24 protein-coding genes are annotated in these 26,704 nt (G+C 63.6%); 10 read left to right on the forward strand and 14 right to left on the reverse strand.

All coding sequences use genetic code 11. From position 1 onward, the window contains the following. Positions 1-165: 165 nt before the first annotated feature. Both EA795_RS14890 and EA795_RS21060 read right to left on the reverse strand, forming a co-directional pair. Positions 166-1,323, reverse strand: a complete 1,158-nt coding sequence (locus EA795_RS14890) for an MFS transporter (protein ID WP_122078157.1) — start codon at positions 1,321-1,323, stop codon at positions 166-168. Further along, complete coding sequence (locus EA795_RS21060; RefSeq protein ID WP_205891492.1) at positions 1,320-1,460, reverse strand: hypothetical protein; 141 nt, start codon at positions 1,458-1,460, stop codon at positions 1,320-1,322. The genes EA795_RS14890 and EA795_RS21060 overlap by 4 nt, the downstream gene beginning before the upstream one ends. A gap of 278 nt (positions 1,461-1,738) precedes the next feature. Here EA795_RS21060 and EA795_RS14895 point away from each other — a divergent pair, with 278 nt between their 5' ends. From EA795_RS14895 to EA795_RS14905, 3 genes are all read left to right on the forward strand, one after another. After that, entirely contained in the window at positions 1,739-2,524 is a 786-nt protein-coding gene (locus tag EA795_RS14895) for an SDR family oxidoreductase (protein WP_170162236.1), read from the forward strand. 22 nt (positions 2,525-2,546) lie between these two features. After that, positions 2,547-3,251 (forward strand): ribonuclease activity regulator RraA, encoded by a 705-nt coding sequence (locus tag EA795_RS14900; protein ID WP_122078192.1) that lies wholly within the window; start codon positions 2,547-2,549, stop codon positions 3,249-3,251. A 217-nt stretch (positions 3,252-3,468) separates the two neighbouring features. Beyond that, on the forward strand, positions 3,469-4,365 hold the full coding sequence (locus EA795_RS14905; protein ID WP_122078160.1) for a LysR family transcriptional regulator: 897 nt from the start codon (positions 3,469-3,471) through the stop codon (positions 4,363-4,365). On the opposite strand, the gene arsH is transcribed toward EA795_RS14905, so the two are convergent. The 6 genes from arsH to EA795_RS14935 form a co-directional block, all read right to left on the reverse strand. Further along, on the reverse strand, positions 4,350-5,051 hold the full coding sequence (gene arsH, locus EA795_RS14910) for an arsenical resistance protein ArsH (RefSeq protein WP_122078161.1): 702 nt from the start codon (positions 5,049-5,051) through the stop codon (positions 4,350-4,352). The genes EA795_RS14905 and arsH overlap by 16 nt on opposite strands. Before the next feature lie 12 nt (positions 5,052-5,063). Then, positions 5,064-5,534 (reverse strand): arsenate reductase ArsC, encoded by a 471-nt coding sequence (locus EA795_RS14915; protein ID WP_058075262.1) that lies wholly within the window; start codon positions 5,532-5,534, stop codon positions 5,064-5,066. Between the two features lie 27 nt (positions 5,535-5,561). Further along, complete coding sequence (locus EA795_RS14920; RefSeq protein ID WP_122078163.1) at positions 5,562-6,845, reverse strand: arsenic transporter; 1,284 nt, start codon at positions 6,843-6,845, stop codon at positions 5,562-5,564. Between the two features lie 21 nt (positions 6,846-6,866). Then, entirely contained in the window at positions 6,867-7,214 is a 348-nt protein-coding gene (locus EA795_RS14925) for a metalloregulator ArsR/SmtB family transcription factor (RefSeq protein ID WP_122078193.1), read from the reverse strand. 151 nt (positions 7,215-7,365) lie between these two features. Beyond that, a complete protein-coding gene (locus tag EA795_RS14930) occupies positions 7,366-7,776 on the reverse strand; it encodes a cupin domain-containing protein (RefSeq protein ID WP_122078165.1) in 411 nt (136 codons plus the stop codon). Between the two features lie 56 nt (positions 7,777-7,832). Further along, positions 7,833-8,582 (reverse strand): SDR family oxidoreductase, encoded by a 750-nt coding sequence (locus EA795_RS14935; protein WP_122078166.1) that lies wholly within the window; start codon positions 8,580-8,582, stop codon positions 7,833-7,835. Positions 8,583-8,770: 188 nt separating this feature from the next. Here EA795_RS14935 and EA795_RS14940 point away from each other — a divergent pair, with 188 nt between their 5' ends. From EA795_RS14940 to EA795_RS14955, 4 genes are all read left to right on the forward strand, one after another. Next, positions 8,771-10,348 (forward strand): winged helix-turn-helix domain-containing tetratricopeptide repeat protein, encoded by a 1,578-nt coding sequence (locus EA795_RS14940; protein WP_122078168.1) that lies wholly within the window; start codon positions 8,771-8,773, stop codon positions 10,346-10,348. A gap of 167 nt (positions 10,349-10,515) precedes the next feature. Beyond that, positions 10,516-11,967 (forward strand): GMC oxidoreductase, encoded by a 1,452-nt coding sequence (locus EA795_RS14945; protein WP_122078169.1) that lies wholly within the window; start codon positions 10,516-10,518, stop codon positions 11,965-11,967. 18 nt (positions 11,968-11,985) lie between these two features. Further along, positions 11,986-12,405, forward strand: coding sequence for a hypothetical protein (locus EA795_RS14950; RefSeq protein WP_122078171.1), 420 nt, complete (start codon positions 11,986-11,988; stop codon positions 12,403-12,405). Between the two features lie 288 nt (positions 12,406-12,693). After that, complete coding sequence (locus EA795_RS14955) at positions 12,694-13,938, forward strand: MFS transporter (RefSeq protein ID WP_205891493.1); 1,245 nt, start codon at positions 12,694-12,696, stop codon at positions 13,936-13,938. Between the two features lie 48 nt (positions 13,939-13,986). On the opposite strand, the gene EA795_RS14960 is transcribed toward EA795_RS14955, so the two are convergent. Then, complete coding sequence (locus tag EA795_RS14960) at positions 13,987-14,775, reverse strand: AraC family transcriptional regulator (protein WP_122078173.1); 789 nt, start codon at positions 14,773-14,775, stop codon at positions 13,987-13,989. Positions 14,776-14,857: 82 nt separating this feature from the next. Here EA795_RS14960 and EA795_RS14965 point away from each other — a divergent pair, with 82 nt between their 5' ends. Beyond that, positions 14,858-15,439, forward strand: coding sequence for a methylated-DNA--[protein]-cysteine S-methyltransferase (locus EA795_RS14965; protein WP_205891494.1), 582 nt, complete (start codon positions 14,858-14,860; stop codon positions 15,437-15,439). A gap of 126 nt (positions 15,440-15,565) precedes the next feature. Further along, positions 15,566-16,552, forward strand: a complete 987-nt coding sequence (locus EA795_RS14970; RefSeq protein WP_122078175.1) for a lipid A deacylase LpxR family protein — start codon at positions 15,566-15,568, stop codon at positions 16,550-16,552. A gap of 45 nt (positions 16,553-16,597) precedes the next feature. On the opposite strand, the gene EA795_RS14975 is transcribed toward EA795_RS14970, so the two are convergent. Genes EA795_RS14975 through EA795_RS14985 form a run of 3 tightly spaced genes read right to left on the reverse strand, consistent with a single transcriptional unit; the run spans position 16,598 to position 19,751 of the window. Next, a complete protein-coding gene (locus tag EA795_RS14975; protein WP_058078217.1) occupies positions 16,598-16,942 on the reverse strand; it encodes a YdbL family probable chaperone protein in 345 nt (114 codons plus the stop codon). A gap of 8 nt (positions 16,943-16,950) precedes the next feature. Beyond that, positions 16,951-17,142: a YnbE family lipoprotein gene (locus EA795_RS14980; protein ID WP_014852431.1), complete on the reverse strand. Its 192-nt coding sequence runs from the start codon at positions 17,140-17,142 to the stop codon at positions 16,951-16,953. Positions 17,143-17,180: 38 nt separating this feature from the next. Then, positions 17,181-19,751 (reverse strand): intermembrane phospholipid transport YdbH family protein, encoded by a 2,571-nt coding sequence (locus EA795_RS14985; RefSeq protein ID WP_170162238.1) that lies wholly within the window; start codon positions 19,749-19,751, stop codon positions 17,181-17,183. A gap of 520 nt (positions 19,752-20,271) precedes the next feature. On the opposite strand from EA795_RS14985, the gene EA795_RS14990 reads away from it, so the two are divergent. Continuing rightward, entirely contained in the window at positions 20,272-21,750 is a 1,479-nt protein-coding gene (locus EA795_RS14990) for a DNA recombination protein RmuC (protein WP_122078177.1), read from the forward strand. Between the two features lie 23 nt (positions 21,751-21,773). On the opposite strand, the gene EA795_RS14995 is transcribed toward EA795_RS14990, so the two are convergent. Both EA795_RS14995 and EA795_RS15000 read right to left on the reverse strand, forming a co-directional pair. Beyond that, the gene (locus tag EA795_RS14995; protein ID WP_058078220.1) at positions 21,774-23,018 is read right to left on the reverse strand and encodes an MgtC/SapB family protein; all 1,245 of its coding nucleotides are present in this window, start codon (positions 23,016-23,018) and stop codon (positions 21,774-21,776) included. 84 nt (positions 23,019-23,102) lie between these two features. Then, positions 23,103-26,573, reverse strand: a complete 3,471-nt coding sequence (locus EA795_RS15000) for a hybrid sensor histidine kinase/response regulator (RefSeq protein WP_122078178.1) — start codon at positions 26,571-26,573, stop codon at positions 23,103-23,105. Positions 26,574-26,704 lie beyond the last annotated feature (131 nt).

The raw sequence follows: 26,704 nt of genomic DNA on the forward strand, positions 1-26,704 counted from the left end.
ACACCCCAAAAATCGCGCTTTACGTGAATTATTGGTCTGTAGAGAGCAGCCCTGCTTTTCCAGAATTGACGCAGAAGCACGCACTTCAGTTTCCGATCAGGTTTTTACACAGTCTGGGCCAGAAGCGGACGCTCGCTAACTAACGTGGAAAACCAATACCTCGGCTCACACTTGCGTTACCTCGCTCAGTGGCCCACGCATCAATACCAGCGCTAGCAAGATCGACAGACCAATGAAGCCGGATGCCGCATAGCCCAAGCTGCCTAGGCCGAAATTGTCGATTACATGACCACCAACAATGGCGCCCAAGCCAATCCCCAGGTTCGCGCCGGAAATGTTTAGCGAGGCACCAAAGGCTGGCGTTTCGGGTGCTGTTTTCATCAACCGAACGTGGCTGACCAAAAAGAGCGCCGCTTGAGTGATGCCCCACACCGCCATGGCGATGGCTAGCGCAGTGGTCGAATGGATGCTTGGGATCAACGCGACCATGCCCATGATCATGAACAGTGAAAAGCCAATGGATGCCCACAATGGGTGGCGATCCACAGCGTGGCCGCCTAGCGAATTGCCGATCAATCCCACTGCGCCAAATGCCATCAGGCACCAACCCACGACTGTGCCATTGAAGCCGGCCAAGCGTTCGAGGATGTCCGCAAGGTAGGTGTAGGCAGTGAACATCCCACAAAACACCAGAACCGAAAGCAACACGTGCCCCTGCATTTCCAGGCTGCGTAGTACCCGAAACTGTTTGAGCAAGGACGTCTCTGCACTGTGCACCTGGATGGTAGGCAGAAAAAAGAACAGCAGAAGCGCCTTGGCAAATGCCAGCGCGCCCAACAGGCCAAAGGCCGCACGCCAACCCAGCGCATCAGCGACCAGCGCGCCGACGGGAATGCCAAATACCGTGGCGCACACCACGCCAAACGAAATTTTTGCCACTGCCTGTCCGGCCTGTTCTGCGCCGACCAGATCCATCGCCGCCTCGCTGGCCAGGGCCCAGAATACCGGCAGCGCCAACGCTGGTAGCAAGCGGGCCACAGCCATCACCTCAATGTTGGGTGCCATTGCCGCCAGCAGGTTGGCCAGACCGAACAGCACCATGATGCTGACAAACAGCTTGCGACGTTCGAATCGAGCAAAGTAAGCCGTCAGAAAGGGGCCGAGACACGCGACCGTGAAGGCGAAAAGGGTGACCAGCAAGCCCGCCTGGGGAATGCTGACGGCCAGGTCACGGGCGATTCCGGGCAGCAGGCCGACGATGATGAACTCGGTGGTCAGCACGGTGAAACCGGCGGCCGACAAAAGCAGAATGGGTAGCATCAGAACTCCAGAAAGCCACCAACGGGATCAATCTTCAGAGCGGGCTGCCGTCCGTTATAAACGGCGTGCAATCCCACAATCATCTGCACAAAACCAAAAGCACCGATGGCGGCTGCGGAAATTGCAGAGATCACCCGCATGAAAGCGGCAGGCATTTTAAGGCGTAGAACCGATGTTTAGTTGAGAGCCAGGCAGGCCGCCTAATCAAATGCGTACCGTCCATTCATAAATTTTCTTTTTCAGTTGCACGATTATTTATTGTTTTTTTGACTGCTTTCCCCTCACTAGGATGGACCTGTTCTCAACGAATAAGCTCGATGTCAGGGGCTGTATGGCCTAGGCATCCTGCCTGTCTTGCCTGCTGATGATGGTAGGTTCTGTTGTTGGTCAGGTTCTACTAAAACGCACGGGGATGACGATGGATCTTGGTATCAAAGGTAAGCGGGCTCTGGTTCTCAGCGCTGGCGGTGGTCTAGGCGGTGCAATAGCGGTCGCGTTGGCGAAAGAGGGTGCATTGGTGTGCATCGCTGGTCGCAGCGAAGAGTCGCTAACCGCCACGGCTGAGCGCGTCCAGGCGGTAGGAGGCCAAGTACGGACCTACGTGTGGGATTTGAGCGAGAGTGAACAATGCCGTGAGGGGGTGCAGAAAATCCTGGCCGATGTCGGGGGTATCGACATCCTGATCAACAACACGGGTGGCCCTCAGCCGGGGCCTGCGTTCGGGCAGTCGCTGGAGAACTGGCGCGCGGCGTTCGAATCCATGGTGATCTCTGTAATCGGCATCACGGATCTCTTGCTTCCGGGCATGCGTGAGCGCGGCTGGGGCAGGGTCATCACCAGCACCTCTTCGGGGGTGGTTGCGCCCATTGCGAATCTTGCACTTTCCAATGTCGCGCGTGCCTCGCTGTTGGGGTGGTCCAAGACCCTGGCCCGGGACGTGGCCAAGGATGGCATCACCTCGAATGTGGTCATTCCTGGCCGCATCGGTACGAACCGCACGCGCTTCCTTGACGAAGCGCGCGCCAAGCGCGAAGGGCGCGATGTCGAGTCGGTCGAAGCGGAGAGCGCCGCAAGCATTCCGCTGGGGCGCTATGGCACCACGGACGAATATGCCGATGTGGTGACTTTCCTCGCCAGCGAGCGGGCCAGCTACGTGACGGGCACGACCGTCCGGATCGATGGCGGCCTCATTCCAAGCATCTAAAACTCCATCGGAACTCATGACCATGAACAATGATGAGCAGTCCTTCAACGCCCTGGCGAAGGTCACCACGGCGACCTTGACCACCGTACTGTTGAAAAAAGGGCTTCGTAACGTCTGGATACGGGGTGCGCGGCCATTGTGTTCCGCCTCCGAGCGGAAAGTAGGGCGTGCATTCACGGTGCGTTTCATTCCCGCCCGGGAAGACCTCGCGACCCCGGCATCCTGGAGTTCGCCAAACTCTACCCGCGGCGCCATTGAACAGATGCCTGAAGGCTGTATTGCGGTCGTCGATGCAAACGGCGTCACCGATGCCGGGTTCTGGGGGGATATCCTGTGTCAACGCATGGCCGAGCGGGGCGTGGCTGCTCTGGTAAGCGATGGGGCCGTCAGGGATCTGGCCGGGGTCCAGTCCACAGGCCTGGCGATTTGGGCCAACGGTGCCGCAGCTCCGCCTTCGGTCGCCGGGCTGACTTTCGCCGATTGGGAGCAACCTGTCGGGTGCGGTGGCGTGGCGGTGTTTCCCGGGGATGTCATCGTTGCCGACATCGACGGCGCAGTGGTGATCCCGGCGGCTCTCCTGGATGAGGTGGTCGAAGAGGCTGTGGAACAGGAACGCCTGGAAGCCTGGATCATGAACGAAGTGAAGAACGGTGCAGCACTTCCCGGCCTGTATCCGGCCAATGAGGAAAACCGGGCGCGCTATGAGGCGGCCAAGAAAGATCTGTAGGAACTCGGCTTGTGTGCCTGATTCCGTAAAGAAAGCGTGACCGAAAGAAGACGGGCCTCATGGCCCGTCTTGCGTTTATGAGCCATTGGAAATGCAGGAACTGGCCTTCCGAGAAGCAGCAGGCGGATTGCAAGCGCGTCGACTCCGGCAATACGGAGCCCGTGACATTACCGAAGGGGCGCTATATTTTTTGAGCTACCACAACGGAAATTTGTGAATGATCAAAGAGCTCAAGACCTTCATTGCCGTTGCCCGCGAGGGAACCTTCACGGCTGCCGGCGACAGGATCGGCCTGACGCAAGCGGCTGTGAGTGCCCAGATTCACAGGCTTGAGATTGAGCTCGGAGTCGAGCTGTTCGATCGGTCCGGTCGCTCCGCACAACTGAACGCGATCGGTCTCCAGGCGCTGCAACAAGCGAAAGACCTGATTCGGATGTACGAGGGCCTCGGTGCCTCACTGCCTGGAGCGGGGGCTCCCTCGCTGGTCGCGATTGGTGCGATCGCTTCACTGCAGCGAAATGTTTTTCCGCTGGCGCTCGCCAGGTTTCACAAACTGCACAAGACGTTGCGTAGCAGAGTCCTGCCTGGCCTATCGATCCATCTGCTCGATCTGGTTGATTCGGGTGAGATCGATATGGCCGTGATGATAAGGCCCGCTTTCTCGATACAGGCGGATTTGCGCTGGAGAACGTTAGCCTGCGAGCCCTACAGGTTGATCGTGCCCAAAAGTACGCAGGGCGACGACTGGCGAGAAATCCTGTCGAACGAGCCCTTCATCCGCTATGACCGGGCGTCTTTTGGCGGACGGCAAGTCGACCGGTTCCTGCAGCGCAAGGATGTGAGTCCACGAGAAACATGCGAGCTGGACGAGCTCGATGCGATCGTGCAGCTCGTGGAAAACGCTGTTGGCGTGGCACTGATTCCCGAAACGCTGGGGACGCGATGCTGGCCCGCCGGGATCAGGTCAATCGACCTGGGCGTCGATACCTTCCACAGGGAAGTCGGCACGGTGTATCGGGCCGAAAAGGAAGCAGGCCATCCGATCATGGATTTTGTCGAGATTCTTCACGCCGTTGCCGACCGCACTTGCAGTCGTCGTCAAATCGACCGCTGATTCACCCGAGCCGACAACTGCTCGGCAGTCTCCTTGCGCTCGGAATAACGATCCACCAGAAACGCCTGCCGGTCGCGTAGCAGCACGGTGAACTTCACCAACTCCTCCATCACGTCGACGACCCGGTCGTAGTACGCCGAGGGCTTCATTCGGCCGGCGTCGTCGAATTCCATGTAGGCCTTGGGTACCGAAGATTGGTTGGGGATGGTGAACATGCGCATCCAGCGGCCGAGCACGCGCAGCTGGTTGACCACGTTGAACGACTGCGAGCCGCCGCAGACCTGCATCACCGCCAGCGTCTTGCCCTGGGTGGGGCGGACGGCGCCGAGGGCCAGGGGAATCCAGTCGATCTGCGCCTTGAACACCGCCGACAGCGCGCCGTGCCGCTCGGGGGAGCACCACACCTGGCCTTCCGACCACTGCATCAGGTCGCGCAACTCCTGCACCTTGGGGTGTTCCACGGGAGCGTCGTCGGGCAGCGGTAAGCCGGATGGATCGAAGATCCGGGTTTCGGCACCGAAGTGTTCCAGCAGGCGCGCGGCTTCCTCCACCAGCAGGCGGCTGAAGGAGCGCTCGCGGGTCGATCCGTACAGCAGCAGGATGCGTGGTTTGTGGCTACTCGAACCGGCCACGGCCGGCGTGCCGTCGAACAGCGAAAGGTCGAGGTTGGGCAGTTGTTCTGTCATCTGTCCTCCGGTTCAGAGAGTGCCGATGCGATCCAGCTCGTGCTTGAGCTCGTCGCGCCCGAGGGTGTCGAAGGGCAGGGCGAGAAAAGCTCTGCAGCGTTGCTCAATACGGGCCAGCGTGGCGCGGAAGGCGGCATCCATCGCAGCCTCGTCACCGACTGCTTCGGATGGATCCTCCAGCCCCCAGTGAGTCTTCAGCGCCGGGCCGAAGTACAGCGGACAGGCTTCGCCCGCGGCCTTGTCGCAGACGGTGATGACGATATCCGGCGGGTTGTCGGCGAAGGCGTCGTTGCCCTTGCTGCTCAGACCGGCGATGGAAATACCGGCCTGCTGCAATGTGGTGAGGCTGCGCGGCAATACCTGCCCCTTGGGAAAGCTCCCGGCACTCACCGCAGCGAAGCCTGCCGGTGCCAGATGGTTGAACATGGCTTCGGAAAGGATGCTGCGGCAGCTGTTGGCCGTGCACATGAACAGGACTCGCATGGGGTGCTCCTGCCGCCGGGGCGGTCGTCAAAGGCTCAGGCGCAGCGCTAGGGCCGAAAGGGTGATGAACAGGACCGGGAAGGTCAGCAAAATGCCGACCCTGAAGTAGTAACCCCAGGTGATACGCATGCCCTTGCGCTCCAGCACGTGCAGCCAGAGCAGCGTGGCCAGGCTGCCGATGGGAGTGATCTTCGGGCCGAGGTCGCAGCCGATGACGTTGGCGTAGATCATCGCCTCGCGGACGACGCCCTCGGCGCCGCTGGCCTGGATCGACAGCGCACCGATCAACACGCTGGGCATGTTGTTCATCACCGAGGACAGCAGTGCCGAAAGCACACCCGTGCCGATGGCCGCGGCCCAGAGGCCCTGCTCGGCCAGGCCGTCGAGCAGCAACGTGAGAAAGTCCGTCAGGCCGGCATTCTTCAGGCCGTACACCACCAGATACATGCCGAGGGAAAACACCACCACCTGCCAGGGTGCTTCGCGCAGTACGCGCCGGGTGGAAATCCGATGACCACGGGCCGCGACGGCGAAGAGCATCGCCGCACAGGCAGCGGCCACCACGCTGATCGGAATGCCCAGGGGCTCCAGGGCGAAGAGGCCGACCAGCAACACCAGCAGCGTCCACCAACCCACGACGAAGGTGGCGCGATCGCGAATGGCCGTCTTCGGCTCCGGCAGCGCATCGAGGGCATAGCGTTGCGGCAGGTCTCGCCGGAAGAACAGGAACAGCACGAGCAAGGTGGCCGCAACGCTGGCCAGGCTCACCGGTACCATCACCGAAGCGTACTCGGCGAAGCCCAGCCCGAAATAGTCGGCGGAAACGATGTTCACCAGGTTGGACACCACCAGCGGCAGGCTGGCGGTGTCGGCGATGAACCCGGCGGCCATGACGAAAGCCAGGGTCGCGGCGGGCGAGAAGCGCAGGGCGATGAGCATGGACATGACGATGGGAGTAAGGATCAGCGCCGCGCCGTCGTTGGCGAACAGCGCCGAAACAGCCGCCCCCAGCAGCACGCAGAAGCAGAACAGGCGATGGCCGCTGCCCCTGGCCCAGCGCGCTACGTGCAAGGCCGCCCACTCGAAGAAGCCCGCCTCATCCAGCAACAGGCTGATGATGATCACGGCAATGAAGGTGGCGGTGGCATTCCAGACGATGGCCCACACCACGGGGATGTCCTGCAACGACACCGCACCGACGCCCAGGGCGATGGCTGCGCCGATGGTGGCGCTCCAGCCCACACCGAGGCCTTTGGGTTGCCAGATGACCAGCACGAGGGTGAAGACGAATACGGCAACGGCAATCAGCATGGTTGACTCGTTCAGGCGGGGTCAGCAGCAGGCGGCATCGCGGACGGGACGGCCGTCCATGTTCTGCAGGCGGGAAAGGTTGTGCTGCAGCCACTCGATGTTGGCCTGCAGTGTCACGTGCAGCAGCTCCTGTACCCAGGCGGGCAGCTGCGGATTGAGGCGGTAGTACACCCATTGGCCTTGCCGGCGATCCAGCAGCAGGCCGCTGTTGCGCAGTTGGGCGAGGTGGCGGCTGATCTTCGGTTGGCTGTCACCGAGCGCGCACATCAGCTCGCAGACGCAGAGTTCGCCCAGGTTGGCGATCAGAAGGGTGGCGCGAGCGCGGGTCTCATCGGCCAGGCTCTTGAAGACATCGGGTGGGGTGATCATGGTGAGGGCTTGGATATACGGAAAGTCGAATATACGGATTTCCATATGTGAAGAGCAAGTCGCTGGCTTCGCGAATGTCTCTAACGTTCGACTGGCCCTGTTGCCGTTTCAACGCGGCCACGTCTGAAACGGCAACAATTCCGCGACGAAATCAGCGCACCGGCGTCAGGATAGGCTCGCCGCTGTTCTTCAGCAGGAAGACCAGAAACTTTGCCGGCTCGGTGGCGCTGGCGTTGTGTCCGACCGTATGGATGTCGTCCGGGCCTTCGTAGAAAAGCTGGCCCGGCTTCAGCGTGACGGATTCGCCGCCGCGCACGCCCATCACGATCGAACCTTCGATCACGTAGACGAAGCCGTGCGCGTTGTGCCGGTGAACGGGATCGCCTCCGCCCGGTGGATAGGTCACCTCGATGATCGCGGCTTCCTTGCCCGGATGGTCGGCCAGGGCCTTGGTCATCAAGGCGGTGACCTGCACCGGTGGGGCGTGCTCCTGCGCACTGGCGGTCGTGGCTGTAATGAGCAACCCCATGACAAGGGCGATGGGTCTGAAGAAAGTGGACATGGCGGTTCCTCGTGAATGTTAGGCAAACCAGGCGGCGCGGGCCCCGGAGTGGCTGCTTACTGCGAGGTGCGGCTGAGCCAGTTCTGGAAACGGGTCGGGCCGATGCGCGGGCTGTCGCCGGCGACCAGGGATCGGTCGTTCAGCTCGCTGCCGAAATAGCGCGCGTGGACGTCGGCGATGACCTGGCGCGAGTCCGCCCGCGCGGCCAGAAACTTGCGTGCGAGCTCATCGAGCGGAAAACGGTCCGGGCCGGCGATTTCGACGATGCCGTTCAGCGGCGTTCCGACCGCGAGGTCGGCCAGGGCGGCAGCGACGTCATCGGCGGCGATGGGTTGTATGAGGGCCGGGGAAAGCCGAATGCCGTCGCGTTCGCTGGCGGCCTCGATGATGCTTCCGACGAACTCGAAGAACTGCGTCGCGCGCAGGATGGTGTAGGGAATCCTCGAGGCCTGGATCAGCTTTTCCTGCGCGATCTTGGCGCGAAAGTAGCCGCTTTGCGAAAGTCGATCGGTGCCGACCACCGAGAGCGCCAGGTGGTGCTCCACACCGGCCTGCGCCTCGGCGGCGAGCAGGTTTCGGCTGGAGGTTTCGAAGAACTTCAGTACCGCCCCATCTTCGAAAGACGGTGAGTTCGCGACGTCGATCACCACCTGGGCGCCTTCCAGTGCACGTGCCAGGCCCTCGCCGGTGATGGTATTCACGCCGCTACCCGGAGAGGCCGCGACGGTTTCGTGACCGTCGCGACGCAGCCTGTGCACGACATTCGACCCGATAAGGCCGCTACCGCCAACTACGACTATTTTCATGTTGTGGTCCTCGATGCGTTATCGATCAGCGTTGTGTTGATCGAGGGTTCCAGCATGCGGATCTGGTGGCGGGAAGACCTTGTCACGACCTTGGCTTTCCCTTGGATTGCGCTTGGATATTCGTCCTGGGCCTTTGAACAGGAGGGCATCGGCCCCACGTTGGACGGCCCCCGAGCAAGGAGCTCCGTATGCGTTATCTGTTCGACGATTGCGTGCTCGACCTGGACCGACGCGAGTTTTTCCGCGCCGCCGAGGCCATCGCGGTCGCACCCAAGGTCTTCGACCTGCTGGCCTACCTGGCGGAAAACCGCGGGCGGGTGGTCAGCCGGGACGATCTGATCGGCGCCGTATGGGATGGGCGAATCGTTTCGGAGTCGACCCTGGCCAGCCACATCAACGCGGTGCGCAAGGCGGTGGGTGACAACGGCCAGCAACAGCGCGTGATTCGAACCATTGCCCGCAAGGGGTTTCGCTTCGTGGCCGAGCTTGTCGTGGAGGGTTCGATGGATGCCGGTGCGTCGGCCGACCCGGTACAGGCAATCGAGGAGGGCGGCACGGCACCGAGGTTGCCCACCCAACCCTCCATCGCGGTGCTGCCGTTCGTGAATCTGAGTGGCGATCCCGAACAGGACTACCTGGCCGACGGCGTGGTCGAGGACATCATCGCGGCGTTGTCGCAGTATCGCTGGCTGTTCGTCGTCGCGCGCAATTCGAGCTTCACCTACAAGAACCGCACGGTGGATGTGAAGCAGGTCGGTCGCGAGCTGGGCGTGCGCTATGTGCTGGAGGGCAGTTGGCGCAAGGCCGGGAAACGTGTGCGTATCACGGGGCAACTGGTCGACGCGGCGAGCGGGGCGCACCATTGGGCGGGGCGTTTCGAAGGCGTGCTGGAGGACATCTTCGTGCTGCAGGACGAGGTCACCGAGAGCGTGGTCGGCGCCATCGCGCCGCAGCTCGAACGCGTGGAGATGGAGCGCGCCAAGCACAAGCCGACGGAAAGCCTGGATGCCTATGACTACTACCTGCGTGGCATGGCCAGGCTGCATCACGGCTCGCGGGAGACCATCGACCAGGCCCTGATGCTGTTTCGCAAGGCCATCGAGATCGACCCGGATTTTTCCTCGGCCTACGCCATGGCGGCCTGGTGTCACTGCTGGCGCAAGGTCAACGGCTGGATGGAGGATCGGCCAGGCGAAACGCAGGAGGGAATCCGCCTGGCTCGGCGGGCGGTGGAGCTGAACCGGGGCGATGCCGTCGCGCTGACCCGCAGCGGACACGCCCTCGGTCATCTTGCTGGCGAACTGGAGGGCGGCATCGCCTTGCTGGACAGGGCGCTGGTGCTGAATCCGAACCTGGCGGCGGCGTGGTTTCTCGGTGCCTTCCTGCGCATCTGGCACGGTGAAACCGGCGCTGCCATCGAATATCTCGCCCATGCCATGCGCTTGAGCCCGCTCGATCCGGAGCTGTATCGCATGCAGGCGGGCATGGCGCTGGCGAACCTTTTCCAGGGGCACTTCGAGGCGGCCTCGTCATGGGCGCAGAAGGCGTTTCGGGAACTGCCGAGCTTTCTCCTGGCCGTCGCCATCCTGGCGGCCAGCCATGCGCTGGCGGGGAGATTGACCGAGGCGCGGCGAGCGCTGGAGCAATTGCGCCGGCTCGATTCCCGCCTGCGGCTTGGCTCCGTCGCCGACTGGTTGCCGATCCAGCGGGCGGAGCATCTCGCCGTGCTGGTCGATGGGCTGCGCAGGGCCGGCCTGCCCGAGTGACGCGCCCAGCCGCTTGCAAAAGGTGCGGATTCCCGGCTGATTCGGAACTTAATCGCGCCTCTCCAGTCACGTTATCTTGGCATTGCTCAGGCGAAACGACGGGCGTGCCGCTATCGAGCTGACGGCTCGGCTCGGAAAACGTCGCTGTGCAGAAGGGAAGAGAGTTCGTGGAAATCAATCGTGTCAGCAGCAGGGACGTCAACGAAGCGCAATACGAGTTGGTGGTAATAGGGTCCGGTTTTGGTTCGTGCTTCTTTCTCAGCGAGGCGCTGAAACACCTCACCGGTCGCGCCCTGATCATCGAGTGGGGCGACTTTCATGCCTGGGACTGGCAGATCCAGAACCAGCAGAGCTCCCTCATCAAGCCGGAATCGACCTACGACAACCGCGGCGAGAAGCCCTGGAACACCACCATTGCCCTGGGGGGCGGCATGAACTGCTGGTTCTCGCAGACGCCGCGCCTGCATCCCAGCGATTTCGCCCTCCGTACGCGCTACGGCGTGGGCCACGACTGGCCGCTGAGCTACGCCGATCTCGAGCCCTACTACTGCCAGGCCGAAACCATCATGTCGATCGCCGGCGACCCGGACATGGGCAAGGTGCTGCCGCGCAGCCAGCCCTTCCCGCAGCCGCCGCACAAGGGCTCCTCGATCGACATGATCATGAAGCAGGCGATGCCCGATCATCATTTCATCATGCCCACCGGGCGGGCGCGGGTGGCCACTGGCAAGCGTGGCGTCTGCTGCGCCAATGCGACCTGCAACTTGTGCCCGGTCAATGCCAAGTTCACCGCGCAGAACGGCTTCGCCGAGCTGTTCAGCCATCCCAAGGTGGACGTGTGCCTGAAGGCGGAGGTGCGCACGCTCGAATACGAGGGGAACAGCATCAAGGCGGCGACCATTCGCTCCGAGGAGGGCGAATTCAAGGTGCGTGGCGACCTGTTCGTGCTCGGCGCCAACGCCATCCAGAGCCCGGCCATCCTGCTCCGTTCGGGTATCGATGACGGCGAAACCGGCATGGGTCTGCATGAGCAGGTGGGTGCCAACGTCGAGGTGTATCTCGACGGGCTGGGCAATTTCGATGGCAGCACCATCACCACGGGCCTGAACTATTCCCTCTACGACGGTGATTTCCGCAAGGAGCATTCGGCCTGCCTGGTGTACTTCGAGAACCGCTGGCCCTATGGCTTGCGTCCCGAACGCGGTCGCTGGAACGAGACCTTGCCGCTGATGGTGGTCGGCGAGGACCTGCCCAATATCGAAAACCGGGTGATCGTCGATCCCGAAACGGGCGATGCGATCATCGATTACCGGGGCGAGGCCGACTACGGCATGAAGGGGGTGCGGTTCGGCCTGGATAACCTGGAAAAGCTGCTGGCGCCGTTGCCGGTGGAGTCGATCCATTTCCGCGAATGGCGCCTGACCGAATCCCATGTGCAGGGCACGCTGCGCATGGGGCAGGCTGATGACGGCTCGGTGGTCGACGGACAGATGCTGCACCACCGCATGCGCAATCTGGTGGTGGTGGGCACCTCCACCTACCCCAGCTGCTCGCCCGCCAACCCCAGCCTGACCGCCGCCGCCTTGTCTCTGCGCGCCGCCGATCTGTTGTATAGCTAAGTCCAGGAACCACCACCGATGAAACGTCGCACCTTACTGATCGCTTCCGCCGCCACGCTCGGTGTCGCCGCCGTGGGCTCTGCGGCCTGGGTCTATGAAGACAGCCACGTGTTCGTGCCGCAGCTGCTGCAGCAACTGGTCGGCGACTTCCGCATGGAGGCCGAGGATCAGCGCAAGTTCGTCGATGCCATGACCGAGCACTATGGTGCCCGCAAGCTCAAGGCGTTGATGGCGCTGTACAAGATACGTGCGCAGACGGGGCTGGGCAGCGACTACACCAACCCGAAAGTGGACCAGTTCGAGCGGCGCCTGGTCACCGATTTCATGGTCTCGACCGACTATCTGCGTCAGCGCCAGGCGGAAAACCCCAAGGTGTCTTTCCTCGGTTACCGACTGCCCTGCAGCAACCCTTATGCGCGCTTCGAGGGTGTGAGCTGACCGGCCGTAGCGGTATCTGACAGAAAGCTCGGCGTTACGCACCCACCCCGGATGCCGTCGAGCGGCTTCATTATCGCTCGCCGCATCCTTCCCGTTCCGGCAATGCATTGGTGTCGACCACAACTCGCCGGGTCGATTGATTGCCGAAATGTCCTAAACGCGACGCTTCGCGCCCGAATCCCGTGAGACAGTCGCGGGAAGCGAACTTAAGCTTGCCTGCGTGCCGTAACAGCGGCCCGCCACGTCTTGGCCGGCCGCCGCGGAATCTATCCATTCGAAGCCTTGCGTATGACAACCAATACAGCCGAACTCGCTCCTGTCGCGCCTGTTCCAGAGGACACATCAACGTCCCACCAGGCCCATCCGTTTCTCCTGCCGGTGGTGGGGGCCGCCGCCTTCTCGCATCTGCTGAACGACCTCATCCAGGCCGTACTGCCCTCCGTGTACCCGATGCTGAAAACCCAGTTTTCGCTGAGCTTCGCGCAGATCGGCTGGATCGCGCTGGTCTATCAGGTCACGGCCTCTCTGCTGCAGCCATGGATCGGCCTGTACACCGACAAGCACCCCAAGCCATACCTGCTGCCCTCGGGCATGGTGGTGACCTTCATCGGCATCGCGCTGCTCGCCTTTGCCGGCAGCTACGAGATGCTCCTGGTGGCGTCCGCGGTGGTGGGTGTCGGGTCTGCGACCTTCCACCCGGAAGCTTCGAGAGTTGCACGGATGGCTTCGGGCGGCCGCTTCGGGACGGCGCAATCGACCTTCCAGGTCGGCGGCAATACGGGCTCGGCCATCGGCCCTCTGCTGGCCGCCGCCATCGTCATCCCCTACGGACAGCACGCGATCGCCTGGTTCATGCTCGCCGCGGCGTTGGCGATCTTCGTGTTGTCGAGGCTCACCGCGTGGACCATCCGGCACGGACAGGCGAAGCTCAAGAGTCTCGCCCGCAACCAGGTTGTAGGCCTGAATCGCGCACAGGTGATTCAGGCAATCGTGGTGATCGCCATCCTGATGTTCGCCAAGTTCGTCTACATCGCCGCCTTCACCAACTACTTCACCTTCTACCTGATCGAGCGCTTCAGCCTGAGCGTCCAGGAGAGCCAGATCTATCTGTTCATCTTCCTGGCGGCGGTTGCAGCCGGCACCTTCGCCGGCGGCCCGGTGGGCGATCGGATAGGGCGAAAGGCGGTCATCTGGATTTCGTTCCTGGGTGTCGCGCCGTTCGCACTGGCGCTGCCCTATGCCGGCCCTACGCTGACTGCGGTATTGGCCATCATGATCGGCCTGGTCATGTCGTCTGCGTTCGCGGCGCTGGTCGTATATGCGCAAGAGGCGGTGCCGGGGCGCGTGGGGATGGTGTCTGGCGTGATGTTCGGCTTGATGTTCGGCATCGGCGGCATCGGCGCCGCCGGGCTGGGTGAGCTGGCAGACAGTCACGGCATCGTCTGGGTATACCAGCTGGTTTCGTTCCTGCCGCTTCTCGGTCTGGTGACCGCGTTCCTGCCGCGCACGCGTGCGCTGCAACCGAAAGGCTGAGCGGCATTGAACGGGAGCGATGCCAGGCTCTGACATCGCCCGGTGCTGCTACTTGCCGCCCTGGTCTTTGAAGAAGTTGCTCGGCGTCTTGCCGAACTGCTTCTTGAACATGACGGTAAAGGCACTCGGGCTTTCATAGCCGAGTTGCGCGGCGATATCGATGACCTTGTCGCCACGCGCGATCATCTCCAGCGCCAGCAACAGTCGGAACTGCTGCCGCCATTGGCCGAACGTCAGGCCGGTCTCTTTCTGGAACAGGCGCTGGATGGTTCGCTCATCGATCCCCAGCTCCCGACTCCAGTCATGCAGCGTGGAGTTGTCGTCGGGCTTGGCCACCAGGGCGGCGCTGATTTGTCTGAGGCGAGCGTCGGCTGGCTGGGGGAGCTGCAGGGGCACGGCGGGCAGCAGGGAGATTTCGTCCAGGATGAGGCTCATGATCCGCGATTCGCGGGAGTTCTCGTGCGGGGTCAGCTTCATGCCGACCGATGCCTTGATGAGTTCGCTGAGCAGCGGCGAAATGCTCAGGATCGTCGTTGCCGCCGGTAGGCTCGACGTCCGGCCGGCCTGGATGAAGACGCTGCGCATCTTCAGGGGGCCGGCGCAGCGAATCGAATGGACCCGGCCGCTGGGCATCCAGATTCCGCGATTGGGCGGCACTGTCCACTGGCACTGATCGGTGTACACGACCATGACGCCTTCGATCGCATGAATCAGCTGATCCTTGTTGTGCGAATGGGGCTCGATGACCCAGCCATCGGGATAGTCCGTCGCGCTGGAATGCACGATCCAGGCGGCGTCATCGATCTCTCTCAGGAAGATCGGCAAAGGCTTGATCATGGCTGTCCTTCGTTGGGGGCGATCGTGGTAGGCAGTTTTGCGACACGACACTGGAAAAGACAGGTATTTTCCATGGCCTGCCATGGAATTCCACCTTGACGACCGCTTCTGGAGCGACACCGTTATGTTGTATTCGACGATCCACCCATCTCCCTTTGGCCCCCTGCATCTGGCGAGCGATGGCAGCCATCTGGTGGGGTTGTGGATGGAAGGGCAGAAGTATTTCGGAGGCTGCGTAACGGGTGACCTTGTCCCGCAGGATGACCTGCCGCTGTTCATCCAGACGCGACAGTGGCTGGATCAGTACTTCGCCGGTGAGCAGCCGGCCATCGCGAGCCTGCCGCTGGAGCCCTCCGGCAGCAGCTTCCGCAAGGCCGTCTGGGCGCTCTTGTGCGAGATTCCCTACGGCGAGACCACGACCTACGGAGAGATCGCCCGGGTGGTGGCCAACCGGACGAACCTGCCCAGCATGTCCAGCCAGGCGGTGGGTGGCGCGGTGGGGCACAACCCGATCTCCATCATCATTCCCTGTCACCGGGTCGTTGGACGTAACGGCAGCCTGACGGGTTATGCCGGCGGCCTCGCCAAGAAGGTGCAGTTGTTGGAGCACGAAGGCGCGATGCTGCCGCTGTTCCATATCCCCTCGAAAGGTACCGCCCTCTGAAGCTCGCGCATCATCCGACTCTGCTTCTTTGGCCCGTCAGCTCCGACTGACTGAACGTTTTTCAGAACGGTCCGCTCTAAATCCGGTGCATACATTCTCAATTGCATGTAACCAAGGAGTTGGGTCATGGCAATCCCGCGTCTTCCCCTTCGTGCATCCCTCGCCGTATTCATCGGCCTCGTTCCGCTGGCCAGCCATGCGGACCTGTATTCGCTGAAGATCGAAAACGACATCATCTCAAGCGGCAGTGATGGTCATTACACCAACGGTTTCGAGCTGATGCGGTCCTTCCAGCCGGAGGCCGACCATTGGTCGCGCCGTTTCGCCGCCGCGATGCCGGGTTGGGCCTCCGATGAAATCGACAATGTTGCCTATCGGTTCGGTCACCAGATATACACGCCGAACGAGATCGAGACCGCCGACCTGATCGAGGACGACCGGCCCTATGCCGGGTTGCTGTTCGCGGGCGTTTCGATGTTCAGCGATCTGGCCTACGAGGGTTGGCGCGAGACCAGTGGCCTGCACCTGGATGTCGGCCTGGTCGGCCCGGGAGCGGGTGGCAAGAAAATTCAGCGCGGCGTGCACAAGATCACCGACAGCGATGAGCCCAGGGGCTGGAACAACCAGCTGCGCAACGAGCCCTTCGTCAACATCGGCTATCAGAAACGCTGGTGGTTGCAACAGCGTTTCGCCGGGTTGGAGCTCGAATACGGGCCGAGCCTGGGAGGCTCGCTGGGCAACCTCTACACCTATGGTTCGGCGGGGCTGGGTGTGCGCATCGGGCAGGGGCTGGCGCGCAGCTTCAGCATCCCGGCGGTGGCGCCGGCGCAGAGCGGCAGCATGTACTTCGACCAGGGTGGTGGCTTCGCCTGGAGCCTGTTCGCCAACCTGGAAGGTCGCTACATGGCGCACAACATGCTGCTCGAGGGCAACACCTTCAAGGACAGCCATTCGGTGGACAGCCGCGAATGGGTCGGTGATGCCAAGGCCGGCGTCGCGCTGACCTGGCACAGCTGGCAGCTGGCATTCGCCAGTGTCTGGCGGACGAAGGAATTTCATGGCCAGGACGAGCACGATCAGTTCGGCTCGCTGACGCTCTCGGCCTGGTTCTGAGGAAAGGGCGGGGCACGCCTAGTGGGGTGCGCCCCGTGGTCTCGGTTACTTCTTCACCCAGCTGCCATTGAGCTGAATGATCTGCCCCGGTGGGGTTTTCTCGATGGCCTTCTTGCCGGCGATGGCCTCCACGTCGCTGACGCTGATGCCGTTCTTCTGCGCCAGGCGATGGTATTCGGCGCGGCGTGCCTGGTTGATCTGGCTGGCGATCTCCTCGGCCTGGCCGCTGGACTGCACCACGCCCAGATAACCGTCCGGTTTCTCGCCCAGCTGGCCGCTGGCCTTGGCCTGACCCAGCGCGGACATGGCTTCGTTGAGGGACATGGCGGCGGCGGGCAGGGCCAGGCACAGCGCCAGGAACAGGGTGCCGAGTTTGAGATGGGTTTTCATGAGGCTCCTCAGAACAGACCGCTGTCTTCGTTGATGATCGAGTCGAGCTGTTTGTCGACCTTGATATAGATCTCGTGCTCGATCTTCACATTGAGGTTGATGTTGATCGGCTCGTTGGGCACGGCCAGTTCCACTCTCGGGGTACAGGCGCTGGCGAGCAGGGCCAGCATCAGGATGCTGATCGGGTGGCGCAACCGCATGACCGGTTTCTCCTTGGCGGGGGTGCGCATACAGTGCCTCATTCGAGGCGTTCCTGCACGCGCCGCCGGATGGTTTCGCTGACCCGGTCGGACAGTTGCAGACTCGTCAGCAGGGCGGGAATGTCCTCCTGCAGGTTGATCGTCAGGTTGATGGGTCGACCACCTTCCAGGGCCGGATTCCGGCCGCTCAGCTTGAGACCGAGGTCCAGCTTGCCTTCGGTGGAGTAGTGCACATCACTGGTGAGCAGGTGGTAGTGAAAGTCGTCCAGCGCCTCGACCACCAGGCGCATCGCCGGGTTGGACTGGCCCAGCGCCTGCATCTTCGCCGAACGAAAGCGCAGCACGCCGCCCGGTTCGCGTGCCTGTAGCGAACCTTTCTCGATGCTCAGGCCGGCTTCGCTGCGCTGCAGTTGCAACTCGCCGTCGATGACGCCGGTGCCGGCCAGGCCTTCGGTCGGGTAGGCCTCCAGCAGCAGCGGCAACTGCAGGCCACGCAGGTGTGCGCTCAGGCGTTGCTCGCGGGCAGCCAGGTCGGCGGCGCCGGGATCGAGCCAGAGCCGGCCGCCCAGCACTCGAACCTCGGCGTTCTGCCAGTCGAGCCGCCCCTGTTCGAGCCGCTCCAGGCTGCCGACATACTCGCCGCGGAAACTCAGCGGGCCGAAGGCTATTCCAGGGTTGGCCTGCTTCAGTGTCAGCTCGGGCACCTTCAGGCGCAGTCGCTCGCCCTGCAGCGTCAGCGCCAGGCTGGTATCGAGCCCACTCAGTTCGGTGCGGTCGAAGATGCCACCCAGCCCGCGTGCATCGAGCGTGGCGCTGGCGGCGAGTGGGCCTTTGGCGGGCAGGTCGAGCTGCCCCTGCGCTTGCAGCCGGCCGGTATTCAGCTCCAGAAGAGGCGGCCAGTCGGCCAGGGTCGAGGCCAGTGGATTGCCCGCACGCAGGAATATTTCCGGCAGGTTCGCGTTCAGGCGGGTGGTCGCGCGTGGCCAGTCGTGAGCGAGCTTCAGCGACAGTGCCAGCCCGCTATCGTTGGTCAGCGGCCCTTGCAGTGAGAGTCGTTGCAGATCGGTGTCCAGCTGCCCGTTCCAGCGCCAGCCTTGCGGGCGCAGCGCCGGCTGGCGCAGTTGGGCGAGCTTGATCGCCATTGGGCCGCTGGCTTGCAGGCGCTGCAATTGCTGGTCGGCCAGATCCGCTTCGACGGCCAGGCCTGCGAGGTCCAGTTGCAGCTTGCTCGCGGCGAGATCTGGGCCGCGGGTCAGGCCGGCCAGGGTGAACCGCGAGCCTGCTTCGAGTCGTACACGGGCCGCCTGCTGGCTGGCCTCGCCGCTGAGCCGAAGGTCGGCGTTCAGCCCCTTCAGGGCCATGTCGGAAAGCTGTAGCGCGGGGCTCTCAAGCTTCAGTCGGGTCTCGGTGAAACGCAGGGAGTAGGGCGCGGCGGTATCGAGGGCCAGGCGTGCAGCCAGCGTGGCGGGACTGTTGCCCTGGGCCGCCAGTTGCAGCTGTAGCGGCAGCTCTCCCGAGGACTCGCTGGCCGCGCCGGGTGTGACCCGCAGGTGCAGGGCCGTCGGGCGCAGCGGCTCGGGCAGGTCGGCGACCAGCGGGGGCGCCGGTTGCAACTGCAGGTCCGCCGCCATCTCGGTCGGTATCCACAGGCCATCGTTACCCGTGGCGGTCAGGTCCAGCCGGCCCTGCAACTGCCCGAGCCCTACGATCGGCCAGGGTGCCGGCAGATCAGCGGACAGCCGGAATTCGCCGCGCAGCGCGCGCCAGTTCGACGGATTCCGCTCATCGAGCTGCATGCTCCAGCCGGCACCGATGCGCATCTGCTGCGGCAGCTCTGCGAACGCTGGTGGTTCGTAAGGCAGCCATTCGCCCAGCCAGTCCAGCAGCCATGGGGCCTCGGGCAGCTCGCTCATGGCCAGTGTGCCTTCCCAGCCTGTCGCCTGCGCGGCACGAGTCAGCCGGTGCTGCGAACTGAGGCGCAGCTGCTCGTCGAGGTGCAATTGAAGGTCGAAATGCAGCGTGGCCTGTTCCTCGGCGGCGTTCGCCTGCAGCGTCAGACGATGCTCGTTGCGCAGCAGATGCAGGCTTGCCGTCAGCGGCAGGGCCTGCGCGCCGCCATGTCGCCAGTGAAGTTCGGCCTGCTCGGTACAGGTGCCTTGCAGACAGGGCAAGGCCAGGTCGATAGAGGCGATGTGGCCGTTGCGAGGTATCCAGGCCGCCCAGCGCTCCAGTTGCTCGCGGGCGGGCAAGGTAAGGGGTTCGTCGGGTGTGTCATCCGCATGCGGCTCCGGTGCGGGCTGCCATTGCAGCTGGACGTGCTCGATATACAGCGAGTCGGCTGGCAGCGGCCGCCACCAGGCGTTCAGCTTAAGCCGTACGCCATCGACTGCGAGATCGAGCCTTTCGCCTGCGCTCGACTGGCGCGACAGCTTGATCCGGTCCAGCTGAAGCCCCTTCCATGTCAGACGCAGGCCGTCGAGGTCGAGTGCGACTATGCCCTGCGCCTGCTTGAACTGCTGCCACTGGTAATAGCCGTAGGCTCCCAGGCCCAGCGTTAGCAGAAGCACGCCTGAGAGCATCCCGAGCAGTAGTTGTCGCCGCTTCGTCATGGTGCTTCCTGATCCGGTCGAAGGCACAGCATAAGCCGGGCGGATGACCGATGACGAACGGATTCAGGGCTGGCGTTCCGCACACCAATGCCGCGAAAAAGTTCCATTATTTTTGCCGCTTGAACAGCCGCGGAGCCGCTTGGCGCGGGCGATGCGCGTGTTGTCCCGGCAACTTGTGCACATTTTGCGATGCCGCTTTGTCAAGCGCTTATGACAAAGTGTCGCAAACCGTCAAGCACATAGAGCAATATTTAACTAGCTGAAAAATATGGGAATTTTGCAGTGGCGAAAAAACCGCCAGTTTGACCGCAGCCCCCGAAATATCGGCGCTGGAGAAAACTGTAACCGGCTTGTCCACTGAGTTATCCACAGCTTCTGTGGATGGAATTTTTTCTGTGACCCACTTCATTTTTCGTACCTGGGCGGCGCTCGTGCCGCCCGTTTGATCCGTACAGCGCGGAACGGCCGTCGTTCCTGACTCCGCGCGATATACTGCCGGACACTTTTCTCGGAGCAGCCCATGCCTCTCGACCCTTACTACCTGAGTGCCGGGCTCGGCAGCCTTTGCCTGGTTCTGGCTGCGCTGGCGGGCGTCCTGCAGCGGCGGCTATCGCGCAGCCAGACCGAGCAGGCGCTGCTCGACGAGCGCCTGGGGCAAGCCGCGCTGGCGCAGGAGGGGCTCAGCGCTCAGCTGGAGCGCAGCCAGCAGGAGCAGGCCGACCTCGCCGAATCGCGTTCGCTGCTGCAGGCCGAGCTGGCGGCCCTGCGCCGGGAGACGGAGTGGTTGCAGGCCCAGCGCCTGGAGACTCGGGAAGCCCTCGACGATCTGCATGCCGAGCGCGATGCGCAGCAGGCCGAGTTGCGTGCGTTGAGCGCCGCCCACGCGAGCCTGAGCGCCGAGCTGAACGAACAGCAGAAGACCCATCAGCAGCGCCTGCAGGATCTGCAGGCGGCTCGCGACGAGTTGCGTGCGCAGTTCGCCGAGCTGGCCGGGAAGATCTTCGATGAGCGCGAGCAGCGCTTTGCCGAGGCCAGTCACGAACGCCTGGGGCAGTTGCTCGATCCGCTGAAGGAGCGCATCCAGTCGTTCGAGAAGCGCGTCGAGGAAAGCTACCAGAGCGAGGCTCGCGAGCGGTTTTCCCTGGCCAAGGAGCTCGAGCGCCTACAGCAGCTCAACCAGCGTCTGGGTGACGAGGCGACCAACCTGACCCGCGCCCTGCAGGGGCAGAAGACCCAGGGCAACTGGGGCGAGCTGATTCTCGAGCGGGTGCTCGAGCATGCGGGGCTGGAAAAAGGGCGCGAGTACCACACCCAGGTCAGCCTCAAGAGTGCGAGCGGCGAGCGCTTCCAGCCGGACGTGCTGATCCAGCTGCCTGGCGATAAGCAGGTGGTGGTGGACGCCAAGGTGAGTCTGACCGCCTATCAGATGCTGACCGGTGCGCAGGACGAGGGCAGCCGCGCGCTGGCGCTGAAGCAGCACGTGCAATCGCTGCGCAACCACCTCAAAGGCCTGTCGCTGAAGGACTATCAGCGTCTCGAAGGCTTGCAGAGCCTGGATTTCGTATTGCTCTTCGTGCCCATCGAAGCGGCTTTCGCGGCCGCCCTGCAGGCCGACCCGGAGCTGTTCCAGGAAGCCTACGGCCGGCACATCGTGATCGTCAGCCCGACCACGCTGCTGGCCACGCTGCGGGTGATCGACAGCCTCTGGCGCCAGGAACGGCAGAGTCAGAACGCCCGTGAGATCGCCGAACGCGCCGGGGCGCTGTACGACAAGTTCGCCGCCTTCATCCAGGACCTGGACGAGATCGGCAGCCGCCTGCAACAGCTGGACAAGGCCTACCTGGGCGCACGCAACAAGCTCACCGATGGCCGCGGCAATCTGGTCGGTCGCGCCGAACAGCTCAAGCTGCTCGGCGCCCGCGCCAGCAAGCGCCTGCCAGCCGACTGGCTGGAGCGCGCCGGCGCCGAAACGCCCTTGCCGGGAGAAGTCGAGGAATAGGGGTTGTAGCGCGAACGTCGACCCTAGGTGAGCAGCAGCACTACAAGCCCGATAAGTATCCCGCCGAACATGAACGGCAGTGTCATCGCCGCCAGCTGGCGGCCTCCGATAACCAGGACCAGCATGGCCTTGGCCAGGCTGTTGCTCAGCGCGGCGAGGAAGATGCCGCGCACCGCGACCTGGTTGCTCAGGTCGGTCTGCGCGCTGCTGGCCAGCGACAGGGTGATGGCATCCACGTCGGTCAGCCCGGACAGCAGCGACACCAGGTAGACGCCGGTATCGCCCAGAGCATGCTGCGCACCTTCGACCAGGAACAGGATCAGCACGAGCAACGCGGCGAAGCGCAGTGCCGGGCCCAGCTTGAAGGGGTTCTTCAGTGGCAGCTCGGCGGGGTTCTCGGGCTGCTGGGCCGCGCGCAGGTAATGAAACAGGGCGCCGGCGGCATAGGTCAGCCCGGTCGCCAGCAGCGCGGGCAGTAGCGAAGGCAGCAGGGAGGGATTGACCAGGCCGACTTCCAGCAACACCCGAGGGAACATCAAGGCCGAGGCCACCAGCAGGCCGGCCGCCAGCGCCGGCCGGAGCTTGCCCTCGTCGAGGCGTGAGAGGGTGATGGTCATCGCCGTGGAGGAGACGATGCCGCCGAGCAGCGCGGTGATCATCAGCCCGTGGCGGGTACCCAGCAGGCGGATCGCCACGTACGCGGCGAAGCCTATCCCGGCGATCAGCACCACCATCCACCAGGTGGTATAGGGGTTGAAGGCTTGCCACGGGCCGTAGCCCTGGTTGGGCAGGGCAGGCAGCAACACCACGGAAATGAACAGCAGCTTCAGTGCGCCGCTGACCTCTTCCTCGCTGAGTTTGTGCAGAGCGCCGTGCAGCCGTGCCTTGAGGCTCAGCAGCAGCGCCACCACCACCGCCAGGGCAGCGGCCAGCAGCCGGCTTTCCGCCACCGCCAGGCTGCCCAGCAGGAAGGTCAGCAGCATCGCCACCTCGGTGGTCAGGCCGTGATCGGCATTGGCGCGGGATTCGACCAGGTAGCCGGTGATGACCAGCAGGGCCAGCACCACGAACATGGCGATCCAGGCCATGGCGCCGAAGTGATCGGCGCCGAGCACCGCCAGCCCGCCGAACAGGCCGCTGAGGCCGAAGGTGCGCATGCCGGCCAGCTCCTGCGCGTCGCGGTGTCGTTCGCTCCAGCTGCGTTCGGTACCGATCAGCAGACCCACGCCAAGAGCCGTGGCCAGATTCAAGAGCAATTCCAGGGTCATGAGCGGCAGCCTGCAGTTCAGAACAGGACCAGTCTATTCGCAGGACCACGCAGCGGACTTGCGCTGAGGCAAATCCGTTGCGATTCAGTTCAGCGGCAGGTGTCGACTCATCATCGCGCGCAGGGCGGCGGGCTTGACCGGTTTGGACAGGTAGTCCAGGCCGGCGGCATGGATGGTCGCGATCAGCTCGGGGCGGCCGTCGGCGCTGATCACCACGCCGGGTACCGGTTCGCCGAGGCGCATACGCAGCCAGGCCATCAGATCGCAGCCGGTTTCGCCGTGATCCAGGTGATAGTCCACCAGCACCAGCTGCGGATGTACGTCCTCGGCCAGCAGGGCTTCGCATTCGGCGCGATTGCTCGCGGTCCAGACCTGGCAGCCCCAGCGCGACAGCAGGCTGTGCATGCCGATCAGGATGCTTTCCTCGTTGTCGATGCACAGCACCTGCACCCCGGTCAGGGCGGTGTGCTGCGGCTCGATCTTGCCGTTGAGACGATACTGCTTCACTACGTTGGCGGCGATGGGCACCGTCACGCTGAACACGCTGCCCTTGCCCGGCCACGAGCGCACCGACAGCGGATGATCGAGCACCTGGCAGAAGCCGTCGGCGATCGCCAGCCCGAGGCCCAGACCTTTTTCGGCACGTGTCTGATGGCTGTCGAGCCGCTTGAACTCCTCGAAGATGACCCGCAGCTTGTCCTTGGCGATGCCCGGTCCGCGATCCCAGACTTCCAGGCGCAGCGACTTGCCCTGGCGCCGTACGCCGAGCACCACGCGCCCCTTGGCATAGCGGAAGGCGTTGGTGAGGAAGTTCTGCAGCACCCGGCGCAGCAGCTTGATATCGCTGTCGATGCGCAGACGGCTGCCGTGCACGCGGAAATCAATGCCCTGCTTGGCGGCCAGCACGGTGAACTCGGCGCCCAGCGTGTCGTACAGGTTCGACAGTGCGAAGGCGTTGCGATCTGGGGTGATACGGCCGTTTTCCAGGCGCGAAATGTCCAGCAGGTCGGAGATCAGATCCTCGGCCGAGCGCAGCGAACTGTCCAGGTGATGCACCAGTTCCTGCGCCTCGCGCGGCAGGGCGTCGTGCTGATGGGACAGGGCGGCGGAGAACAGGCGCGCGGCGTTCAGCGGCTGCATCAGGTCGTGGCTGACCGCGGCGAGGAAACGCGTCTTCGACTGGTTGGCCGCCTCGGCAGTGCTCTTGGCGTCGGTCAAGGCCTGGTTGAGCAGCGACAGTTCCTGGGTCCGTTCGCTGACGCGTTGTTCCAGGCCCTCGTTGGCGTCTTTCAGCCCCCGCTCGGCCTCGCGGAAGGCGGTGATGTCGCTGAAGCTCATGACGAAGCCGCCGCCGGGCATCGGGTTGCCGATCAGTTCCACCACCCGGCCATTGGGGAAGGTGCGCTCGGAGGTATGCGCACGGCCCTGGCGCATCCAGTAGAGACGCTTGGTGACGTGGGTATCGGCATCGCCCGGGCCGCACAGCCCGCGTTCGGCGTTGTAGCGAATGATGTCGGCGATGGGGCGACCGATGTACACCAGCCCGTCGGGGTAGTCGAACATTTCCAGATAGCGGTGGTTCCAGGCCACCAGGCGCAGCGACTGGTCGACCACGCTGATGCCCTGGGTGATGTTCTCGATGGCGCCTTGCAGCAGGGCTCGGTTGAACTGCAGTACTTCGGAGGCTTCGCCGACGATGCGCACCACGTCCTCGACCTGCATGTCGCGGCCTTCGAGCGCAGCCTTGACCACCGCACGTGTGGAAGAGGCGCCCAGCACCCCGGCCAGCAGGCGCTCGGTATGCGCGATCCACTGGCCATCGGCGGGTTGTCGCGGGGAGAACTCCTGGCCGTGATGGCGGGCGAAGCGCTGGAAGCTGAGCTCGGCACGCTCGGCGCCGACGAAGCGCGACGCCAGCATCAGCAGATCTTCGACCTGCACGGCCAGCAGGCGCCGGCTACCGGTGGGCGAGGCGATTTCCTGACCGATGAAGCGGCTGGCCTGCCAGTGCTCGGCCACGCGCGTCTGCGACAGTATCGAGACCCAGAAGAACAGCGTGGCGTTGCCCAGCAGCGAGAGCATCACGCCGAGTGTCAGTGCGCTGGTATTGAAGGGCAGGTCGGTGGTGTACATCCACTGCAGGCCGGGGAACATTTCCAGCGGCCAGCCGAGCAGCGGCAGGATCAGCGTATAGAGCCAGATCAGCGAGCCGGCGGTGAGGCCGGCGAATACGCCGCGGCGGTTCGCCTGTTTCCAGTACAGCGCGCCGACCATCGCCGGGGCCAGCTGGGTGAGGGCGGCGAAGGCGATCTGGCCGATGGTCGCCAGGCTCGCGGTGCTGCCCAGCAGCCGGTAACTGACGTATGCCAGCAGCAGGATCACGATGATGGTGATGCGGCGGACCGAGAGCATCCAGTGGCGGAAGGCCTCGAAGGGCTGCTCGGCTTCCTGGCGGCGTAGCAGCCAGGGCAGCAGCATGTCGTTGGAGACCATGGTGGACAGCGCCACGCTGGCGACGATGACCATGCCGGTTGCCGCCGAGGCACCACCAATGAAAGCCAGCATCGCCAGAGCCGGATGGCTCTCGGCCAGCGGCAGGCTGATCACGAAGGAGTCGGGGCTGATGCCCGCCGGCAGCAGCATCTGTCCGGCCAGCGCGATAGGGATGACGAACAACACGGCAAGCACCAGGTACAGCGGGAATACCCAGCGCGCCATGCGAAAGTCCTTCGGCTCGATGTTCTCCACCACGGTGACGTGAAACTGCCGTGGCAGGCAGACGATGGCCATCATCGCCACGCCGGTTTGCACCACCATTGCCGGCCAGTTCACCGTGACTTCCCAGAAGCTCGACAGCTCCGCACTGGCATGGGCCTGGTTGAACAGGTCGCCAAAGCCGTCATACAGGCCGAAGGTGACGAAGGCCCCGACGGCCATGAAGGCCAGCAGCTTGACCAGTGACTCGAAGGCGATCGCCAGAACCATGCCGCGATGGTGCTCGGTCACGTCCAGGTTGCGCGTACCGAACAGCACGGTGAACAGGGCCAGGGCCACGGACACGATCAGCGCGGTGTCCTGGGTGCCGGAGCCGGCGACGGCCTCGCCCTCATTGCCGATCAACAGGTTCACGCCCAGCACGATGCCCTTGAGCTGCAGGGCGATATAGGGCAGCACGCCCACCAGACAGATCAGCGTCACCACGATGGCCAGCAGCTGCGACTTGCCGTAGCGCGCGGCGATGAAGTCGGCAATCGAGGTGATGTTCTCCTGCTTGCTGATCATGATCATCTTTTGGAACACATGAGGCGCCAGCAGCATCAGCAGGATCGGACCCAGATAGATCGGCAGGAACGACCAGAGCTGTTCGGCAGCCTGCCCGACCGCGCCGAAGAAGGTCCAGCTGGTGCACCAGACGGCCAGCGACAGGCTGTAGACCCAGGGGCGCAGGCGCGGCGACATCTGGTCGCGATTGCGGTCGCCATAGAAGGCGATGGCGAACAGAACAGCCATGTAGGAAAGGGCGACCAGAGCGATCAGCCCACCGGACAGCGACATGCGAACTCCAAGCAGCAAGACGTGCGGTCATCCCGCCCGACCTCGATTCGGGCGAATCGGGCAAGCGATACCAACGAGCATACCCGGAGCGATTCGGCCGGCTGGCGCGCTGGCAACAGCGCCATGCTACG

Source organism: Stutzerimonas nitrititolerans, from assembly GCF_003696285.1.
Taxonomy (GTDB): Bacteria; Pseudomonadota; Gammaproteobacteria; order Pseudomonadales; family Pseudomonadaceae; genus Stutzerimonas; species Stutzerimonas nitrititolerans.

Excerpts from the sequence above, each read along its gene's own strand:
- EA795_RS21060 (WP_205891492.1), bottom strand. The coding sequence starts at position 1,460 with ATGCGGGTGATCTCTGCAATTTCCGCAGCCGCCATCGGTGCTTTTGGT.
- EA795_RS14895 (WP_170162236.1), top strand. The coding sequence starts at position 1,739 with ATGGATCTTGGTATCAAAGGTAAGCGGGCTCTGGTTCTCAGCGCTGGC.
- EA795_RS14900 (WP_122078192.1), top strand. The coding sequence starts at position 2,547 with ATGAACAATGATGAGCAGTCCTTCAACGCCCTGGCGAAGGTCACCACG.
- EA795_RS14905 (WP_122078160.1), top strand. The coding sequence starts at position 3,469 with ATGATCAAAGAGCTCAAGACCTTCATTGCCGTTGCCCGCGAGGGAACC.
- arsH (WP_122078161.1), bottom strand. The coding sequence starts at position 5,051 with ATGACAGAACAACTGCCCAACCTCGACCTTTCGCTGTTCGACGGCACG.
- EA795_RS14915 (WP_058075262.1), bottom strand. The coding sequence starts at position 5,534 with ATGCGAGTCCTGTTCATGTGCACGGCCAACAGCTGCCGCAGCATCCTT.
- EA795_RS14920 (WP_122078163.1), bottom strand. The coding sequence starts at position 6,845 with ATGCTGATTGCCGTTGCCGTATTCGTCTTCACCCTCGTGCTGGTCATC.
- EA795_RS14925 (WP_122078193.1), bottom strand. The coding sequence starts at position 7,214 with ATGATCACCCCACCCGATGTCTTCAAGAGCCTGGCCGATGAGACCCGC.
- EA795_RS14930 (WP_122078165.1), bottom strand. The coding sequence starts at position 7,776 with ATGTCCACTTTCTTCAGACCCATCGCCCTTGTCATGGGGTTGCTCATT.
- EA795_RS14935 (WP_122078166.1), bottom strand. The coding sequence starts at position 8,582 with ATGAAAATAGTCGTAGTTGGCGGTAGCGGCCTTATCGGGTCGAATGTC.
- EA795_RS14940 (WP_122078168.1), top strand. The coding sequence starts at position 8,771 with ATGCGTTATCTGTTCGACGATTGCGTGCTCGACCTGGACCGACGCGAG.
- EA795_RS14950 (WP_122078171.1), top strand. The coding sequence starts at position 11,986 with ATGAAACGTCGCACCTTACTGATCGCTTCCGCCGCCACGCTCGGTGTC.
- EA795_RS14955 (WP_205891493.1), top strand. The coding sequence starts at position 12,694 with ATGACAACCAATACAGCCGAACTCGCTCCTGTCGCGCCTGTTCCAGAG.
- EA795_RS14960 (WP_122078173.1), bottom strand. The coding sequence starts at position 14,775 with ATGATCAAGCCTTTGCCGATCTTCCTGAGAGAGATCGATGACGCCGCC.
- EA795_RS14965 (WP_205891494.1), top strand. The coding sequence starts at position 14,858 with ATGGAATTCCACCTTGACGACCGCTTCTGGAGCGACACCGTTATGTTG.
- EA795_RS14970 (WP_122078175.1), top strand. The coding sequence starts at position 15,566 with ATGGCAATCCCGCGTCTTCCCCTTCGTGCATCCCTCGCCGTATTCATC.
- EA795_RS14975 (WP_058078217.1), bottom strand. The coding sequence starts at position 16,942 with ATGAAAACCCATCTCAAACTCGGCACCCTGTTCCTGGCGCTGTGCCTG.
- EA795_RS14980 (WP_014852431.1), bottom strand. The coding sequence starts at position 17,142 with ATGCGGTTGCGCCACCCGATCAGCATCCTGATGCTGGCCCTGCTCGCC.
- EA795_RS14985 (WP_170162238.1), bottom strand. The coding sequence starts at position 19,751 with ATGACGAAGCGGCGACAACTACTGCTCGGGATGCTCTCAGGCGTGCTT.
- EA795_RS14990 (WP_122078177.1), top strand. The coding sequence starts at position 20,272 with ATGCCTCTCGACCCTTACTACCTGAGTGCCGGGCTCGGCAGCCTTTGC.
- EA795_RS14995 (WP_058078220.1), bottom strand. The coding sequence starts at position 23,018 with ATGACCCTGGAATTGCTCTTGAATCTGGCCACGGCTCTTGGCGTGGGT.
- EA795_RS15000 (WP_122078178.1), bottom strand. The coding sequence starts at position 26,573 with ATGTCGCTGTCCGGTGGGCTGATCGCTCTGGTCGCCCTTTCCTACATG.